Origin of the sequence: Limnothrix sp. FACHB-881, from assembly GCF_014698135.1 — a bacterium.
GTDB lineage: Bacteria > Cyanobacteriota > Cyanobacteriia > CACIAM-69d > CACIAM-69d > CACIAM-69d.
Genome location: NZ_JACJSN010000002.1, coordinates 32,146 through 48,106 on the forward strand (window position 1 = coordinate 32,146; position 15,961 = coordinate 48,106).

15 protein-coding genes are annotated in these 15,961 nt (G+C 55.3%); 10 read left to right on the plus strand and 5 right to left on the minus strand.

The annotated features are described in order from the left end of the window. The first annotated feature begins 28 nt into the window (after window positions 1–28). The 7 genes from H6G52_RS02585 to rpoD all read left to right on the plus strand — a co-directional run bounded on the left by H6G52_RS02585 (window position 29) and on the right by rpoD (window position 8,631). The gene (locus H6G52_RS02585) at window positions 29–2,371 is read left to right on the plus strand and encodes a CHASE2 domain-containing protein (protein ID WP_190526263.1); all 2,343 of its coding nucleotides are present in this window, start codon (window positions 29–31) and stop codon (window positions 2,369–2,371) included. A 144-nt stretch (window positions 2,372–2,515) separates the two neighbouring features. Then, window positions 2,516–3,979: a cyclic nucleotide-binding domain-containing protein gene (locus tag H6G52_RS02590; RefSeq protein ID WP_190526265.1), complete on the plus strand. Its 1,464-nt coding sequence runs from the start codon at window positions 2,516–2,518 to the stop codon at window positions 3,977–3,979. 263 nt (window positions 3,980–4,242) lie between these two features. Then, entirely contained in the window at window positions 4,243–4,575 is a 333-nt protein-coding gene (locus H6G52_RS02595) for a DUF2605 domain-containing protein (RefSeq protein WP_099532249.1), read from the plus strand. Between the two features lie 64 nt (window positions 4,576–4,639). Beyond that, window positions 4,640–4,972 (plus strand): DUF2973 domain-containing protein, encoded by a 333-nt coding sequence (locus tag H6G52_RS02600; protein WP_099532250.1) that lies wholly within the window; start codon window positions 4,640–4,642, stop codon window positions 4,970–4,972. A gap of 13 nt (window positions 4,973–4,985) precedes the next feature. Beyond that, the gene (locus H6G52_RS02605) at window positions 4,986–5,849 is read left to right on the plus strand and encodes a tetratricopeptide repeat protein (protein WP_190526267.1); all 864 of its coding nucleotides are present in this window, start codon (window positions 4,986–4,988) and stop codon (window positions 5,847–5,849) included. A gap of 118 nt (window positions 5,850–5,967) precedes the next feature. Beyond that, window positions 5,968–6,741: a polysaccharide deacetylase family protein gene (locus tag H6G52_RS02610; RefSeq protein ID WP_190526269.1), complete on the plus strand. Its 774-nt coding sequence runs from the start codon at window positions 5,968–5,970 to the stop codon at window positions 6,739–6,741. A gap of 729 nt (window positions 6,742–7,470) precedes the next feature. Next, complete coding sequence (gene rpoD, locus H6G52_RS02615; RefSeq protein ID WP_099532253.1) at window positions 7,471–8,631, plus strand: RNA polymerase sigma factor RpoD; 1,161 nt, start codon at window positions 7,471–7,473, stop codon at window positions 8,629–8,631. Window positions 8,632–8,886: 255 nt separating this feature from the next. On the opposite strand, the gene H6G52_RS02620 is transcribed toward rpoD, so the two are convergent. After that, window positions 8,887–9,975 (minus strand): alpha/beta fold hydrolase, encoded by a 1,089-nt coding sequence (locus H6G52_RS02620; protein ID WP_242026153.1) that lies wholly within the window; start codon window positions 9,973–9,975, stop codon window positions 8,887–8,889. Between the two features lie 93 nt (window positions 9,976–10,068). Here H6G52_RS02620 and H6G52_RS02625 point away from each other — a divergent pair, with 93 nt between their 5' ends. Then, on the plus strand, window positions 10,069–10,773 hold the full coding sequence (locus H6G52_RS02625; RefSeq protein WP_190526270.1) for a hypothetical protein: 705 nt from the start codon (window positions 10,069–10,071) through the stop codon (window positions 10,771–10,773). A 130-nt stretch (window positions 10,774–10,903) separates the two neighbouring features. Further along, on the plus strand, window positions 10,904–12,088 hold the full coding sequence (sat, locus tag H6G52_RS02630) for a sulfate adenylyltransferase (RefSeq protein WP_190526273.1): 1,185 nt from the start codon (window positions 10,904–10,906) through the stop codon (window positions 12,086–12,088). Window positions 12,089–12,501: 413 nt separating this feature from the next. Here sat and mutY read toward each other — a convergent pair whose 3' ends face one another. The 3 genes from mutY to H6G52_RS02645 form a co-directional block, all read right to left on the minus strand. Continuing rightward, on the minus strand, window positions 12,502–13,629 hold the full coding sequence (gene mutY / locus H6G52_RS02635; protein WP_370567659.1) for an A/G-specific adenine glycosylase: 1,128 nt from the start codon (window positions 13,627–13,629) through the stop codon (window positions 12,502–12,504). Between the two features lie 41 nt (window positions 13,630–13,670). Next, window positions 13,671–14,018 carry a DUF760 domain-containing protein gene (locus H6G52_RS02640; protein WP_190526275.1) on the minus strand — a complete coding sequence of 116 codons (348 nt, stop codon included), beginning with the start codon at window positions 14,016–14,018 and terminating at the stop codon, window positions 13,671–13,673. 267 nt (window positions 14,019–14,285) lie between these two features. Further along, on the minus strand, window positions 14,286–14,492 hold the full coding sequence (locus tag H6G52_RS02645; protein ID WP_099532257.1) for a DUF2949 domain-containing protein: 207 nt from the start codon (window positions 14,490–14,492) through the stop codon (window positions 14,286–14,288). Between H6G52_RS02645 and H6G52_RS02650 the strand changes: the two genes are divergently transcribed. Then, complete coding sequence (locus tag H6G52_RS02650; RefSeq protein ID WP_158234352.1) at window positions 14,487–14,651, plus strand: hypothetical protein; 165 nt, start codon at window positions 14,487–14,489, stop codon at window positions 14,649–14,651. The two genes, H6G52_RS02645 and H6G52_RS02650, sit on opposite strands and share 6 nt — an antisense overlap. A gap of 403 nt (window positions 14,652–15,054) precedes the next feature. Here the strand turns inward: H6G52_RS02650 and H6G52_RS02655 are convergent, their stop codons facing one another. Beyond that, a complete protein-coding gene (locus tag H6G52_RS02655; RefSeq protein ID WP_099532275.1) occupies window positions 15,055–15,867 on the minus strand; it encodes an ABC transporter permease in 813 nt (270 codons plus the stop codon). Between the last annotated feature and the right edge of the window lie 94 nt (window positions 15,868–15,961).

Consider the following 15,961-nt stretch of genomic DNA (forward strand, 5'->3'; position numbering starts at 1 on the left):
CATCCGGTTCTATGGTTAATCGGTAGTCATGAAATCCTGGGCCAAAATGCTCAAACGGTGGGTTTGGCAGTGGCGGGGCGTGCTGCTGGCGGTTCCCACGGCCACCGGCTTCGTTTTGGGAATGCGGGAGGTTGGCCTCCTGCAAGGGCTGGAATGGTTGGCCTATGACCAAATGCTCCAGGCCCGGCCAGCAGAGGCTCCCGACCAGCGCGTGGCAATTGTGGGGATCACCGATGCCGACTTGCAACGGTTTGGCACCACAACCCTGCCCGATGGGGTCTATGCCCAGGCGATCGAACGGTTAAAGGCCATGGGCCCCCGGGCGATCGGGCTGGATATTTACCGCGACTTGCCCCAGGAACCCGGTCACGCCAGCCTGGTGCGCCTGTTTAACAACACGGATTACCTGGTGGGCATTGCCAAGGTACGGGGGGAAACCGCCGCCGATCGGGTTGCCGCGCCTCCCGCCCTGGCCGCCAAAGGGCAAGTGGGCACTAATGATTTTGTGGTGGATGCGGATGGCAAAGTGCGGCGGGTTTTGATTGATACCCAAGACACCGAAAACAACAAAATCTACGGTTTGGGTCTTTACCTCGCCCTGCTCTATCTGGATCCAGAAAACATTGCGCCCGAAACCGTGGCCGCCGAACCCGGAGCCTTTCAGCTCAAAAACGCCATTTTTCGGCGGTTTCGGAGCCATGACGGCGGCTATATTCGGGCCAACGATGCGGGCAATCAACTGCTGCTGAACTATCGCGGCGGGAGTGGCTCCTTTGAAACCGTTTCCTTGCGGGATTTGGTGGATGGCAAACTCCCCACCAACTGGGCCCGTGATCGGGTGGTACTCATTGGCAACATCAGCGAAAGCGGCCGCGATCTATTCCTCACGCCCTACAGCGGCAAACCCCTAGAACTGCCCCAAAGAATGGCCGGGGTTGAAATCCATGCCCACTTCACCAGTGAAGTGATTGCCGCCGCCCTCGACAATCGCCCCCTCCTCACCACCTGGCAGGAGCCGATCGAGTGGTTGTGGATTGTGGGCTGGGCCGCCATTGGTTCCACCCTGGCCTGGTTATTACGACTGCCAGACTCGCGCCGCTGGATTGCCATTTGGGGCATTGGAGGTTCCGGCGGTCTGGTGTTGCTGTTGTGGGGAATTTGCCAAGGGGCCATGATCCAAGGCCTGTGGGTTCCCTTTGTGCCGCCCCTGTTGTCTTGGTTGGTGGGAGCGACCATGGTGGCCCTTTACCTGGCCCGCACCGCCGGCCAGATCCGCAACACCTTTGGCCGATACCTGAACAATGAAGTGGTCGCCAATCTGCTGGAAGATCCCGAGGGCCTGAAAATGGGCGGGGAGCGGCGCAAAATCACCATCTTGACCTCCGATTTGCGAGGGTTCACGGCCACCGCCGAACGGTTGCCCCCGGAAAGGGTGATCGAAATCATTAACCTTTACCTGGAAGCCATGGCCGATGCGATCACGGACTTTCAGGGCACGATCGATGAGTTCATGGGGGATGGGATTTTGGTGCTGTTTGGGGCCCCCACCACCCGATCGGACGATGGCAAACGGGCGATCGCCTGTGCGATCGCCATGCAGCAAGCCATGGGCGGCGTGAACGCCAAAATGCGCGAAATGGGCTACCAACCCTTGGAAATGGGCATTGGCATCAACACGGGCGAAGTGGTGGTCGGCAACATTGGTTCCTACAAACGAGCCAAATATGGCGTGGTGGGGGCCCAAGTCAACCTGACCTATCGCATTGAGTCCTACACGATCGGGGGGCAAATTCTGATTACTGAATCGGCCCTTGAAGAAGCTGGCGGCTCCGATTACGTCAAAATCGCCGCCACCCAACAGGTACAGCCCAAGGGCGTTCCTGAACCGATCACCATCTATGACGTGGGTGGCGTGGGTGCGCCCTATCACCTCACCCTGGAACGGGCCCAGGAAACCTACTACCCGATCGCCCCCCTCCAATTCACCGCTCAGCCCCTGGATGGCAAACATGTCAGCAGTCAGGCTTGGGCCGTTGCCTTGGTGGAACTGTCTACCAAAGGCGGTTGGCTGAAAATCCAAGGGGCAATCAACCCGGCCAGCAAGGCCCCGGCCCCGAACCCCCAGGCCTTAACCAAGCCCCTAACGAATCTCAAGCTGAACCTGGCGGAAGCCTCGGCCCCAGATACCTTGCCCCCAGGCCCGGAAAACCGCGAAGTTTACGTCAAAGTGCTCCCCAGTCCCGATCGCCCGGATCACGTTTTGGTGCAATTCACATCCAAGTCTCCGGCCCTGGGTCAATGGCTGCAATCCCTGGGCGATCGGGCCCAGGCCACAGCCTCAGAATCGAACACCACTGCCCCTCAAGCTTAGAAATCACCGGTTCCCGGCTGAAAAATCACATTATTTTTGCTTCAACATCAATTCCTCACCCGAGCAACTCAACTACAGTAGTGCGGTCAAATAACGGCTAGTCTGGCTTGATTTCAGCCTCTAGGTTGCTCACCTCTCCCTAACATGAACTGGTTCAAACCCCTTCAGCAAGGCCTTCTGGATTTGCTGCAAACGCCCCTGTTTCAATTGGGCGAAACGGTTATTTCGCTCGGGTTTTTACTGCAACTGGTGCTCTACAGCGCCCTGGTTTACGGCGGTGCGCAAATCATCAAGGGATTTCTGCAAAACCGCCTGCTTGCCAAACTCCGCATTGATGAGGGCAATCGCGGCCCGATCGCCGGCATTGTTAGCTACGGCATCGGCGTTTTGATTTTCGTTGCGCTCTTACAAAGTGCCGGATTTAATCTCAATTCCCTCGCTGTGCCGGCCGGCGCTTTGGGGGTGGGCGTGGGTTTGGGCCTGCAAAACATCACCAAAAACTTTGTGGGCGGCTTAAACCTGTTGTTGGAGCGCAAGCTGAGGGTGGGGGATTTCATTGAATTCGATGGGCTGGCGGGTCATGTGGTGGAGGTGGCCCTGCGATCGGCCGTGATTCGCACCCTGGATGGGGCCCATGTGATCGTTCCCAACAGCGATTTAGTGGAAAAACGGGTCATTAATTGGCACTACAACGACCTGGCCGCAAGGCTGCATATCAAAGTCAGCGCGGCCTACAGCAGTGACCCGTTGGTGGTGACGGAATTGCTGTTGGATGTGGCCTATTCTGAGTCCATGGTGCTGGATGATCCGGCTCCCACGGTGATTTTGCTGGGGTTGGGCGATCATGGGCTGGACTTTGATCTGCGGGTTTGGATTCGGGGCTATGAACGGGAGTTTGATGCTCGCCATGCCCTCAACTGCGCGATCGAGTATCGATTTCATCAACAGGGCATTGAAATTCCCTTCCCTCAACGGGATTTGTGGCTTCGGAACCCGGAAGTGCTCTATCCCCTCGGGCGCGGCAGTGATCCAACGGCTGCTATATCCCCTGCACCCTTGGCCCAACGCCAAATTTCCAGCGAAACGCGATCGAGCCTGCTGACGGAATCCCTGAAACGGGTTCACTACTTTTCGCATTTGAATGATTTGGATCTGCGGCGGGTGATTGAGTGCGGTTATCGTCAGCGCCTCAAACCAGATGAGCTGCTGTTTCGGGAAGGGGATCCGGGCAATAGTTTTTACATTGTGCTGTCGGGATCGGTGAAGGTGTTTGTGGCGGAGTTGGATAAGCACCTGACGGATTTGGAGGCGGGGAGCTTTTTTGGGGAGTTGGCGCTGATGCTGGGCATTCCGCGCACGGCAACGGTGAGCGCCAATGAGGAAACCTTGCTGTTTGCCATTAATCAGCGGGGGTTCACGGAGTTGTTGCGAAAACATCCCCCGATCGCGGAGGTGATTGTGCGGGAACTGTCCGTGCGCCAAGAGGAATTGCGCGATCGACAGGCCCAGCTCCGGGCCTTGGGTTTGATTGCAGCCGATGAAGATGACAGCAACCCGGTGCAGTGGGTGCGCAAGCGGATTGCTCGCCTGTTTGATTTGGGGCTTTAGGGTTGGTTGTCCAATTGCCCGAAACCCTGATTCCACCGTGACGAGTCGTGGGGGCAAGGGGCTTCAGCCCCTTGTTTAGGACAATTAGGGCATGGACAGTCAACCGTTTTCGCGTGATCCCCGGAAATGATGATCGGCCCTAGTCCTGAATCATGGTTTTGCCCTTGGCGCGGCAAGAGCTGATGCGAAATCTTTCAAAAAAATGTTACGAAAGATGAATAGCGTTAAGCTTGTATGTAGATTGGTTAGTTTCTACTTTGCCTATGTCGGCTCCTACCCCTCCCGATCCCAATCTGCTGAAGACCGTCTTGCAGCCGCTGCTTGAAGATTTTCAATATTGGTTTGGGCGATCGCGCACCTTGCTGGAATCGGAGCGCTTGTCGTTTCTGAGCGATGAGCAACAGGAAAGCTTGCTGGCAAGGGTCAAACAGGCCCAACAGGAAGTGAGCAGCACTCAGTTGCTCTTTGAGGCCATGGGGGCCCAGGTGGGTGTTGAAACGTCAACCCTCATGCCTTGGCACAACCTAGTTCAGGAATGCTGGCATGTGGCAATGCGGTTCCGGGCTGAACAGAATCCTTCGGGTTCGGCGGGGTAATCGCCTTCTCAGATCATGTTAGAGACTATTTATTTAGAGATCATCCGTTAGGGAGACGACGGCCGTGCTACAGGTGTTGTATATCCTGGCCTTTGCAGTGTTGGCATTCTTGGCGATCGGGAATTTAGTCCGCAATCTCTTCACACTGGGAACTGAGGCGGGCCGCACGGCCGATCGAGTGGATCATTCAGCGCGGGCGGTGGCTCCGGCCCAACCGCCCATCTCGTTGCACCCGGAAATGTTGGACGATCGGGGGCAGCCGATTCGTGAACCCCTGTTGGTGATGAAGTCAATCACGGTTGAAGATGCCCGCAGCCGTCTGGATGCGTTGTTTGATGCTTCGCCGGGAGATTCGTCTAACCCTTCTTCTAACTCTCAACCGACGGATGAGGCTTAAGGATCCACAACGCTTGACTCCACCGGTTCTCGGGCAATTTCCGAGCGATCGGAAAGATCAGCCTGGGGTTGATCGGTCTGGGTTCGATCAGTCTCAGTCTGAGCGGTCTCAGCTCGGATGGAAGCCATTCAACGGACAGGGGCGACGATTTTGGGCACTTTTGGGGGCGATCGGGCTGCTTGGATGGCCGATCGCGCCGGCCGCTCAGGCCCAAGGGCTATCCCAGCCGCGCCGTCCCCAACCGACCAACCCGACCCGCTCCCGATCGCCCCAACCAGCCCGCAATGCGCCACCGGGCCCGGCACAACCCAAACCAGCCCAGCCCAATGCAGCCCGCAGCCAACAGGCCCAAGCGGCCTATGCCAGGGGAACCACCTTGGCGGCGGCGGGCAAGCTTCAGCAGGCGATCGAGGCTTTTTCAGAATCCCTGCGGCTGAATCCGGCCTTGGTAGAGGCCTATAACGATCGGGCGACGGCCTACGCGGCCCTGGACAATTCCTTGGCGGCCATGGCGGACTACAACCGGGCGATCGAGCTGGATCCCCAATACGCCAACGCCTATTTCAATCGGGCTAACTTGCTGGTGCAACAGCAGGCCTATTTCCGGGCCATTGAGGACTACGATCGCGCCCTGGCGATCGCGGCGGACGATGCGGAGGCCTTTCACAATCGGGCGATCGCCCAAGCGGCCGTAGGCAATTTGCAAGAGGCCGTGGATAACTTGCAACAGGCGGCCCGGTTATTTGCCCAGCGGGGCGATCGCGAGGGCTACGAACGGGCCCTCAACACGCTGCGGCTTTTGCAACCGGCCGAGGCGCTGCCCAATGCCAATCCTACGAACGCTAATCCTCCAAACACCAATCCTACGAACCCGTAACGTTCAGGCGGCACAACCCCTCGCCTCCGTCCGGCGAGATCGCCAGTTGAACTAGCCAATTTAGTTTGCTAATTTAGCTCGCCAACCTAGTTTGCTAATTTAGCTGGCCCATTCAGCAATGCAATTTGCTTGGCTCTATCCACGCCTCTATCCAGCCTTGGCGGCCAGCTTTCCCTTGGGTCTGTGGGCCGGCAATCCTGATCGCCGGGAAATTGCTCTCAGCTTTGACGACGGGCCCCACCCGGAATATACGCCAGACCTGTTGCGCCTGTTGGATCAAGAACAGGTGACCGCTAGCTTTTTTTGGTTGGGCTGTTGGGTCGATCGGGCCCCTGCCGTTGCCAAACAAGTTTGGGATGCGGGCCACTGGCTGGGCCTCCATGGCTACCATCACCGATCATTTCCCCGCCTCAGCGCAGACGAACTGCAACGGGATTTAAAACGCACCCAACGGGCGATCGCCCAGGCCTGTCAGCTTGATCCGGCTTGGGTGCAACACCATGTGCGAGATGTGCGGCCACCCAACGGGCTATTTTTGCCCGGGGCCTTGGCTCAGTGGCGCAGTTGGGGATATCGGCCAGTCCTGTGGAGCGTTGTGCCGGAAGATTGGACGCATCCTGGGCCGACGGTGGTGCAGCGGCGGGTTTTGGATCAGGTGCAAAACGGTTCGCTGATTGTGTTGCACGATGGGCCCTGTGGCGGGCGGGATGTGGTCAAAACCGTGGCGCAACTGATTCCGGCCCTGCGCGATCGGGGGTGGCGGTTTGTGACGGTCGATCGGCTGTGGGATTCGATCGAGCAAGACACTCTCAACCCGGCTTCCCCAAAACCAACGGCTCGCGAGATCGATCGGGCGATCAATCAAATGCCCAAACAAATGCCCAATGAATAAATAATCGTTGAATACTTGGTCAATCCTGGGTTGATGAATGCGCGATCGACTGACCAATCACCCAATCCACAGAACTGTTCTTCACGCCCTGAAGGATGAGCCAATTCAAATCCCAAACATGAAAACTCGAAAAATGAAAACCAAATGAAATCAATAGCCCTGTGATTTAGAAAAGAGCGTGTTACAACAGAGGAAGGCACATGAGAACGCGGAAGCGTCACCTTGGAGGTCTGTAAATCAGCCCCAATCGAGCCTGTCTAGGGAGACAAAATCGCTGGAAGTATTTCAGCGACAATGACCGGGGCGATCGCGAGGAAAAAAGACCGTTCCTCTGCTGACAACATTTGCCGCTTATCCAGGGAAATATCAATAACTCATAACTTAAACCCTAGCCAAATTGCCCACTTCAGCCGACACCAGATCGGTCATGGGCGGCAAATCAGCGTCAAATCGGTTGTTTCGTGCCCGTTTCTTGCCTGTTTGTTGTGATTTTTGGAGTTAATTGCCAGCAAATTTTCGATCGTCCCGGCAAAATTTCGTAAGACAGGCTACAGTTTATTGGGACATTTCAAAAATCTGGGGCTAATCTGGATCTCGGCAAAAAATCCAGCCCAGACTGCGGCGTTGCCAGCCCTTCAGTGCCTGTTTCCGCAACCGTCGCAGTTTCCAACTTCCCACCGATCACTGCATATCTACCCTACTTCGTTGAAAGGAGCGAGAGGACTCGGCATGACCCAGGCCAAAACCGTACTCGAAGAAATGAATGTATTGACTGATGCTGTGGATGATGTAGAGGTCGAACTAGAGCTACTCACCACAGAGGACGAAGATGAGGTCGATATTGATGAGTATGATGACCCGTCTGCCGAACTCGACGAGGAAGACGAAGAGCAGCCTGGCAAAGCGGCCGCATCTCGTCGCCGTACGGCTGCTAAGAAAAAGCACTACACCGAAGATTCAATTCGGCTATATCTTCAAGAAATTGGTCGGATCCGCTTGCTGCGAGCCGACGAAGAAATTGAACTGGCCCGTAAAATTGCTGACCTGCTAGAAATCGAACGGGTTCATGAAAAGCTGCTGGATCAACTCGATCGCGCACCGAACGATCGGGAGTGGGCCGAAGCGTTGAATATGGGCTTGCCGGAATTCCGGAAGCGGCTGTATGTGGGTCGGCGTGCCAAGGACAAAATGGTGCAGTCGAACCTGCGCTTGGTGGTTTCGATCGCCAAGAAATACATGAACCGCGGCCTGTCGTTCCAGGATTTGATCCAAGAAGGTAGCTTGGGTCTGATTCGTGCCGCCGAAAAGTTCGACCACGAAAAGGGCTACAAATTCTCCACCTATGCTACTTGGTGGATTCGGCAGGCAATCACCCGGGCGATCGCCGACCAATCTCGGACAATTCGCCTACCGGTGCATTTGTACGAAACCATTTCGCGGATTAAGAAAACCACCAAGTTGCTGTCTCAAGAAATGGGTCGCAAACCCACGGAAGAAGAGATTGCAACGCGGATGGAAATGACGATCGAGAAGTTGCGGTTCATTGCCAAGTCGGCTCAGTTGCCGATTTCGCTGGAAACCCCGATCGGGAAGGAAGAAGATTCGCGCCTGGGCGATTTCATTGAATCTGACGGCGAAACACCGGAAGATCGCGTTTCCAAGAACCTGCTGCGGGAAGATCTAGAAAGCGTGCTCGATACGCTCAGCGCCCGCGAGCGTGATGTGCTGCGGTTGCGCTACGGCTTGGATGACGGTCGAATGAAAACCCTGGAAGAAATTGGGCAAATTTTCAACGTGACCCGTGAGCGAATTCGCCAAATTGAAGCGAAGGCCCTGCGGAAGTTGCGCCACCCGAACCGCAACAGCATCTTGAAGGAATATATCCGCTAGGAAGCTGGGTTCAATTCATCTCGCATGGGGCGATCGTCTGAAGGCGATCGCCCTTTTTTGGGCCCGTCAATCCGAATCGCGAGGATACGGCCTTTATCTCAAATAATTGGCACGCCATATCGCAGATGCCATGAAGCAACGATTCGGTGGGCAGTGCCCACCCTACGGACTACTACTGAGAATTGCGATGGGGAACCATCTGAAAAGCCGAAACTGATCCCTGATTGATCCCATTATTGAAGTGATTCACAGACCCTATTTTTTCAAGAAATTTTGAATTGCTTGGGCTGTGCGATCGGGCTGTTCCAAATGGGGCACATGGCCGCAATTTTCCACCCAAATAAATTGACTTTTGGGCAGCGCTGCTTGGAATTTTTGGGCCGTGGCTTTGGGCAAAATTTGATCGCGATCGCCCCACAAAATTAGGGTTTCTTGGGGCAATTGGGCAATGCGATCGCCCGTAATGGTGTAACCACCGTTGCGAGTGAAGGAAATGAGCGCCTCACTCCATCGGGGCATTCCCAAATGCAACGCACCGCAACGATAGGCCTCTTCGGTGGCACAACGATCGGGGTCGGCGTAGGCCTTGCGCCCAATGCCCGATCGAACCTTTTTATTCGCCAAAAATTGCGTGGCCCATTGTCCCAAGGGCGGAATCAAAAACCGGCTGGCAATCGGTTTGCCCACAAATCCAGCACTATCCAGCAACACCACTTTCTGCACCGCCTCCGGATAGGTGAGGGCAAAATCCATCACGGCTGCACCCCCCATGGAAGCCCCCACCAACACCATCGGCCGCCCAATGATTTGCTGCCAAAAGCAATATAAATGGGTGCGAATTGCTTCAGCGGTAAATTCCAACTTCTCAGGGCGATCGGTGAACCCAAACCCCAACAAGTCCACGGCCCAAGTGGCAGATTGCTGAACTAGGCGTGGGAACAATCGACGATATTCCAGCAGTGAACTGTCAAAGCCATGAACTAACAAAATGGGTGGCGCATCGGACAATCGATCGCGTGATTCCGGCGGTTGACCCGTAACGAAACTGGTTTCGATCGGCAATACACTATGGGGATAGGGCCAGGAAGTTTGGATCGTTTGGCGCTGAATTTGACGCACAAAGTGGATCGACTCTGATTCCGTTAAATTGGCCACTGCTTCAGGTAAAAATCCCGGAAATTCACTCATGGCTTCTTGATGAGTTCCCTGACCAGATTCCTGATTGGTGTCCTGATGAACTTCCTGATTAACTTCCTGATTAGTATTTTGATTAATATCTCCCTGCACAATCACCACCTCAAATGAAAATTCAGTCCAAACCCAATGCGCCAAACCATGGATCATCCACCTACCCATCATCGTAGGGCAACACCCCAAAAATCAAATCGCCCTTGTTGGTCTCGTTGGTTTCCGTTTTCCACAATCTATCCCCGCCTAATGATCTGGGTTACAGGTACGATCGCCCTGTTAGTGACGATCGCCCTGCCCCAAGCGGCTTGGGCCAATAGCTGGCCACCCATGGCTGTCCCCCTGTTTAACTTGCCTCTTTTCGCATCATTCATCAGCTTTGGGTGGGGCTTGCTGGCCATCATCGCTATTGAAGCAATCACAATCCTTAAGCGCGAAACTTATTCCTCTAAGCGAGTTTGGATTGCAGTAACTGGCGCTAATTTGGTTTCATCAATCACAGGTCTTGTTTTTTCATTTGGGTTGGTTGGCATACCGTTTTTAAGCTACGGTGATGACTGGAACCGAAGAATTACTTTCGTACTCATTGGCTGCTTAGGTTTAATGGGACTGACAACCTATGATGCTTTGCGGCAGCTAACACCCTGGTCTGTTGGCTGGCGATGGCTGTGGTTGTTGTTTTGGCCTTTTAATTTAGTATTGGCATTGGTCATTATTGGCATTATCAATGCCAAGTTTCCCTTTTGGATTGAGCTTTTCTGTGCCTTTGCCTATTTTATGATTGGCTGGGCAATGAGTTGGGCGATCGAGGGAGCTTGTCTAGCGAAGTGGCTGCCCAACCCTTCAGTTCATCTTGGCCGATCCATTGCCATTGCAAATCTTCGATCCTATGCCTATGTGGTCATTCCCCTCGTGATTGGGCTATATCTACAAACCAGGGCATTTTTTAACTAAAGAGCATTTTTTAACTAAAACGTGGTTGGAGATGAAAATCCCTGGCTATCCCCTAGCCGGCCACAAGGCGACCATTTTAGTGTTGAATTTTTACTGATTATTGTCTTGAAGCAACCTCACCCCGAGTTCCATGACCCGTATAGCCGACGCGATCGCCCCTCACGGCGGCACGCTGATTAACCGCATTGCCAGCCCTGAGCAAAAGGCCGAATTCCTGAGCAAGGCCGACCACCTGCCGCGCATTTCCCTGGACGATCGCGCCGTCTGTGACCTGATCGCGATCGCCATTGGTGCGTTCAGCCCGATCGATGGCTTCATGGGCCAAGCGGACTACAAGACCGTGGTTGACGACATGCGCTTGGCCAACGGGCTGCCCTGGGCAATTCCCGTGACCCTGCCTGTGACCGATGAGCAGGCCAACACCTTCAGCGAAGGGCAATTGGTGCGCCTAGACGATCCCACCGGTCGCTTCATTGGCGTGCTGGAGCTGACGGAGAAATATCACTACGACAAAACCCGGGAAGCCCTCAACGTCTATCGCACCAACGAAGAGAAACACCCCGGTGTGGCGGTGGTTTATGGCCAAGGGGCGACTTATTTAGCTGGACCCGTGTGGTTGTTGGAGCGCGAGCCGGATCCTCGCTTCCCGCTCTATCAAATTGACCCGATCGATTCGCGCCATGCTTTCCGCGACAAGGGTTGGAAGTCGATCGTAGCCTTCCAAACCCGCAACCCAATCCACCGCGCCCACGAATACATCATCAAGTGCGCCTTGGAAATCACCGATGGCCTGTTCCTGCATCCCCTGGTGGGAGTGACCAAAAGCGATGACATTGCCGCCGATGTGCGGATGCGTTGCTATGAAATCATGCTGGAACACTATTTCCCCCGTGGCCGGGTGATTTTGGCCATCAACCCTTGCGCCATGCGCTATGCGGGCCCCCGGGAAGCCATTTTCCATGCCCTCATTCGCAAGAACTATGGCTGCACGCATTTCATCGTGGGTCGTGACCATGCGGGCGTGGGTGACTATTACGGAACCTACGATGCGCAGCACATTTTCGATGAGTTTGCGCCGGGTGAGTTGGGAATCATGCCGCTGAAGTTCGAGCACGCATTCTACTGCAAGCGCACCCAAAGCATGGCCACCACCAAGACCAGCCCCAGCGAACCGGACGAGCGGATTCACCTGTCGGGCACGAAGGTGCGCGAAATGCTGCGTCGGGGCGAGTTGCCGCCACCGGAATTCTCGCGGCCTTTGGTGGCGGCTGAGTTGGCCCGGGCGATGCAAATCCCTGAGAGCTACTCAATCTAGAGCTACTCAATAGACCTCTGACGCGAATCGGCTAGGAGCGTTCATCCCCCAACCCCTTCTCCCAAGGGGGGCTGATTGATGCAAGAGGTCTCGTGAACTGGTTTTCATCAAAAAGAAAAAGGTCTGAAACCCCGCCCTTTTAGGGCGGATTTGCTCGACATCTTAGATTCTAGCTGATACGATGCACGGGATATTTTGGCCGCTGGACTAGCGGTTTCAGTCTGTGGAGCGACCGTAAGACCCGAAGAGAGCAAGTCTCGGAAGGCAGGTGCTATGAAGCAGAAACCCAGATCGTGAGGTCTGGGAATCCCCGCTCCTTTAGGGCGGGGAGGATGTCAACAATTCAGATCAAGCAGGGCGCACGATCGTGTGCCCTTGTTTTTAGAGCCTGATTTTTTTTGGAGCAATCTTCTCTAGGCATCAGGAAAGCGTTGTTTCAGGGCTTCGATGATGGTGGTGTTGGCCTTGGGGAAGGGAAATTGGTCAATTTCGGCAAGGGTTACCCAACGCACTTCATCACACTCGATCGCCTGGGGTTCCCCTTGCAGATGCTCGCAAAGATGCACATGCAGCGACACTTTGAAGTGGGTGTAGGCATGATCCACCACAATCAGTTCTTCACCGACGGCAATTTCAATGCCTAATTCTTCTTGAATTTCCCGGCGGATGCAGTCGGCGATCGACTCATTGGGTTCCACTTTGCCGCCCGGAAATTCCCATAGGCCGCCCAATAACCCTTCGGCGGGCCGGCGATCGATCAAGATTTGCCCCTGGGGATTGCGGATCACGGCCACGCCAATCACTTTGTGGGGAATCGGTGCTTTCGGTTCGCTCACGGGAATTTGCTGCTGCTGGTTGGTTTGGTATGCCTGACAGTATGCCATCCAGGGACAAACCAAACAGGCCGGCTTCCGGGCGGTGCAAACCGTGGCCCCCAAATCCATGAGGGCTTGGTTGAGGTCTCGGGGGCGATCGAACGAGACCACCGCTTCGGAGGCGGCCCAGAGGCGATCGAGCGCTTTGGCTGGCGCAACGGGCAGCGCAATCAACCGCGCCAACACTCGCTTCACGTTGCCGTCCAAAATGGGCAAGGGCAAATTAAAGGCAGAACTTAGGATGCCGCCGGCCGTGGTGCGGCCAATGCCAGGCAGGGCGAGCGCCTCGGCCAGGGTGCGGGGAAATTGTCCCCCATGCCGTTCCATCACCAACTGGGCAGCCCGGTGCAGATTGCGGGCCCGGCTGTAGTAGCCCAGGCCTTCCCAGGCTTTCAGCACCGCTTGCAAATCGGCCTGCGCCAAATCAGCGATCGTGGGAAATCGATCGAACCACCGTTGGTAGTAGGGCAAAACGGTTTTGACTTGGGTTTGTTGCAGGGCAATTTCCGAAACCCAAACCCGGTAAGGATCCAACACGTCCGGGGGGGTTCGCCAAGGCAAGTCGCGGCCGTGGCGATCGTACCAATCCAGGAGCGATCGCTGTAAAACCGCCGCCGAAACCGGCAGCGGTTCTAAGGTTTCAGCAATTGAAGAGCGCAAAATCACCCAAAGTCAATGGAACAACCGGCTACTGAACCGAATCGGGCCTAATCTGCCGTCGGCGCGTCGCCAGCCAAATCACCCGACCAGTTTTGCAAGGACTTTTCAAAACTCATCCGTTGCTCAGCATTCCGCAAAAAGTAGCCACTCATCATGGCCGAAGCCAACAGCCGCCCCAAATGTTCGCGGTTGGTGGTGATGGACACATCAAACTGCTCGCTGGGCAACACGCCCAGCAAACCCACGATGTTGTGCTCCATCATCCGAATCGTTTCCGGGGAAGCCGGCCGCGACAGATGGGCGATCGTTTCCGGATTGAGGGATTGGATGTATCGCATCAACGATTCGCTCGGTTCGCGATCGGTGATTGGCTCGCTTTTCCAAAAGTTAGACATGGGGTTCAGTTCTGGGGCCACGATTCAAACCTCGCGGGTGGACGGTGCGCATGGTCTCCGATGAACAAGCACAATCTAACAAGCAAATGAGCAACTGGGGGGTCGTCAGAACCGAACCGCCTTGGCGCGATCGCCCAACGCACTTTTGAGCCTTGGGCCCTGAATCTGCTTTGCATCGGCTTTGGCTTCGCTCGGAGCTACTTTGCACGGCTCCGAGCTGGGCCAAATTTGTCCAACCACCTGTTTTTAACCGCGTACCGCCAGCCGTTAAATTCCTTCGGGCGACATCCACCGTTCCAGCCAATCGAACACCCGATCGAGCTGTTGCGTGGTAATTGCTCCGTATTGCCACAAAATCGTTGGCAGATTATTGCCACTGTCGGGGTGCTTGAGGGCCAGCGCCAAATCTGCGGCACTCAACTGCAAATCTTCTTGCAAAAACCGAACCAGACCTTCTAATCCCTGACGTTGCATAGCTTTTTACCTCCTAGCCACCGTCGTCAACGGCTGGATTGGATTGGCAACAAGTGCCTGATTCTGACCGGTCTCGATCGCGCCTTGGTTTCGGCGGCAATTAACAGGGTTCACACTGCGATCGAGGCGGGGCTGAATCACCATCCAGCGGTTTTCTGACTCTCTGTTTCGGGGCCCTGGCTCAGGCTCAGGATCACGTTGTCCAGTTTCTGAGCTGTCCTGTGTTGAGGAATGGAAGCACCGGGCGCACCCAACCCAAGCACTGGGTCAAGAGTTGCGAGAGTACAGGGTTAGAGACTATGAAGCGCTCTAGCCTTAAGTTTCGGCCGCAAACCCGTTAGAGTCTGCGATCGCGATCGCCTGATGTTGCGATCTTGATCCCCGTTGACCGGGTATGGCTTCTGGCGGTTCCGGCGAACCCATAACGGCTCAGCCAATTACGACCGATCGCCACTGAGGTGCTACCAATCAAGACCGATCGAAACCCAAGCGCGATCGACTGCTGCGAAACCATGGCAACCGATTCCCAGCAATCGCAACCCATTAACCATGCGGACAGTCGCTAATCTTGCTGCTGAGAAAACCGCTGGGCCCCCAAAAACGCCAACACCGTGGCCACCGCCAGCAAAATTGGGATGCTGTACCAAGGAAACTCGCTCAGGGGAAGGTAAGCAGCCGATCGCAGGCCAATGCTGGTGTAGGTCAAGGGCAGGCAATAGACGATCGGTTTCAGCAGCGGCGGCAACTTGGCCGGGTCAAAAAATGTGGCTCCCAAAAAGGACATGGGCACAATCAGAAAATTGTTGTACAGCCCCACCATTTCCAGGGACTGCACCGAAAGGCCCACAATCACCCCCAAGCCCGCAAACACAGCACAGTTGAGCACCAGCAACAGCAAAAAGAGCGGATTTAAAAAGCTCCAAACCTTGCCCGTAAACAGAACCGCCACCAAAATCACCGAGCCAGCCGTCAGCAGGCCGCGCACAATGCCCGCCATCATCCGTCCCAGGTGCATAGCCAAGGGATGCACCGGCACAAGCAGCATTTCCTCAAAGGTCTTGGTAAACAGGCGATCGCCGCAAATTGAAAATGTTGTGCCCCCAAAGCTAATGGCCATGGAAGACAGGGCCACCATCCCCGGCAAGATAAATTCCAAATAGCTATCGCCTGCGGAAGGCTTGGCCACGGCATCAAGGGAGGTTCCCAACCCCAACCCGAAAGCCAGGATATAAATCAGCGGGGACACCAGCCCCGAAGCGGCCACCTGCCCAACCCGCACCCGCAATTTCAGCCAGTCGCCCCAAAATACGGATAGGGCATCGGCCCAAAAGGTTTTGAAAAGGGCGGGCTGGGGTCGATCGCCCTTGGGAGTCATGACAGGGCGATCGTTCGATCGGGCAGTAGCTTCGTACATAGGGTTTTGGCAAAGGATTTAGCAAAAGATTCAGACAGCGCTCCGAAAAAGCCCA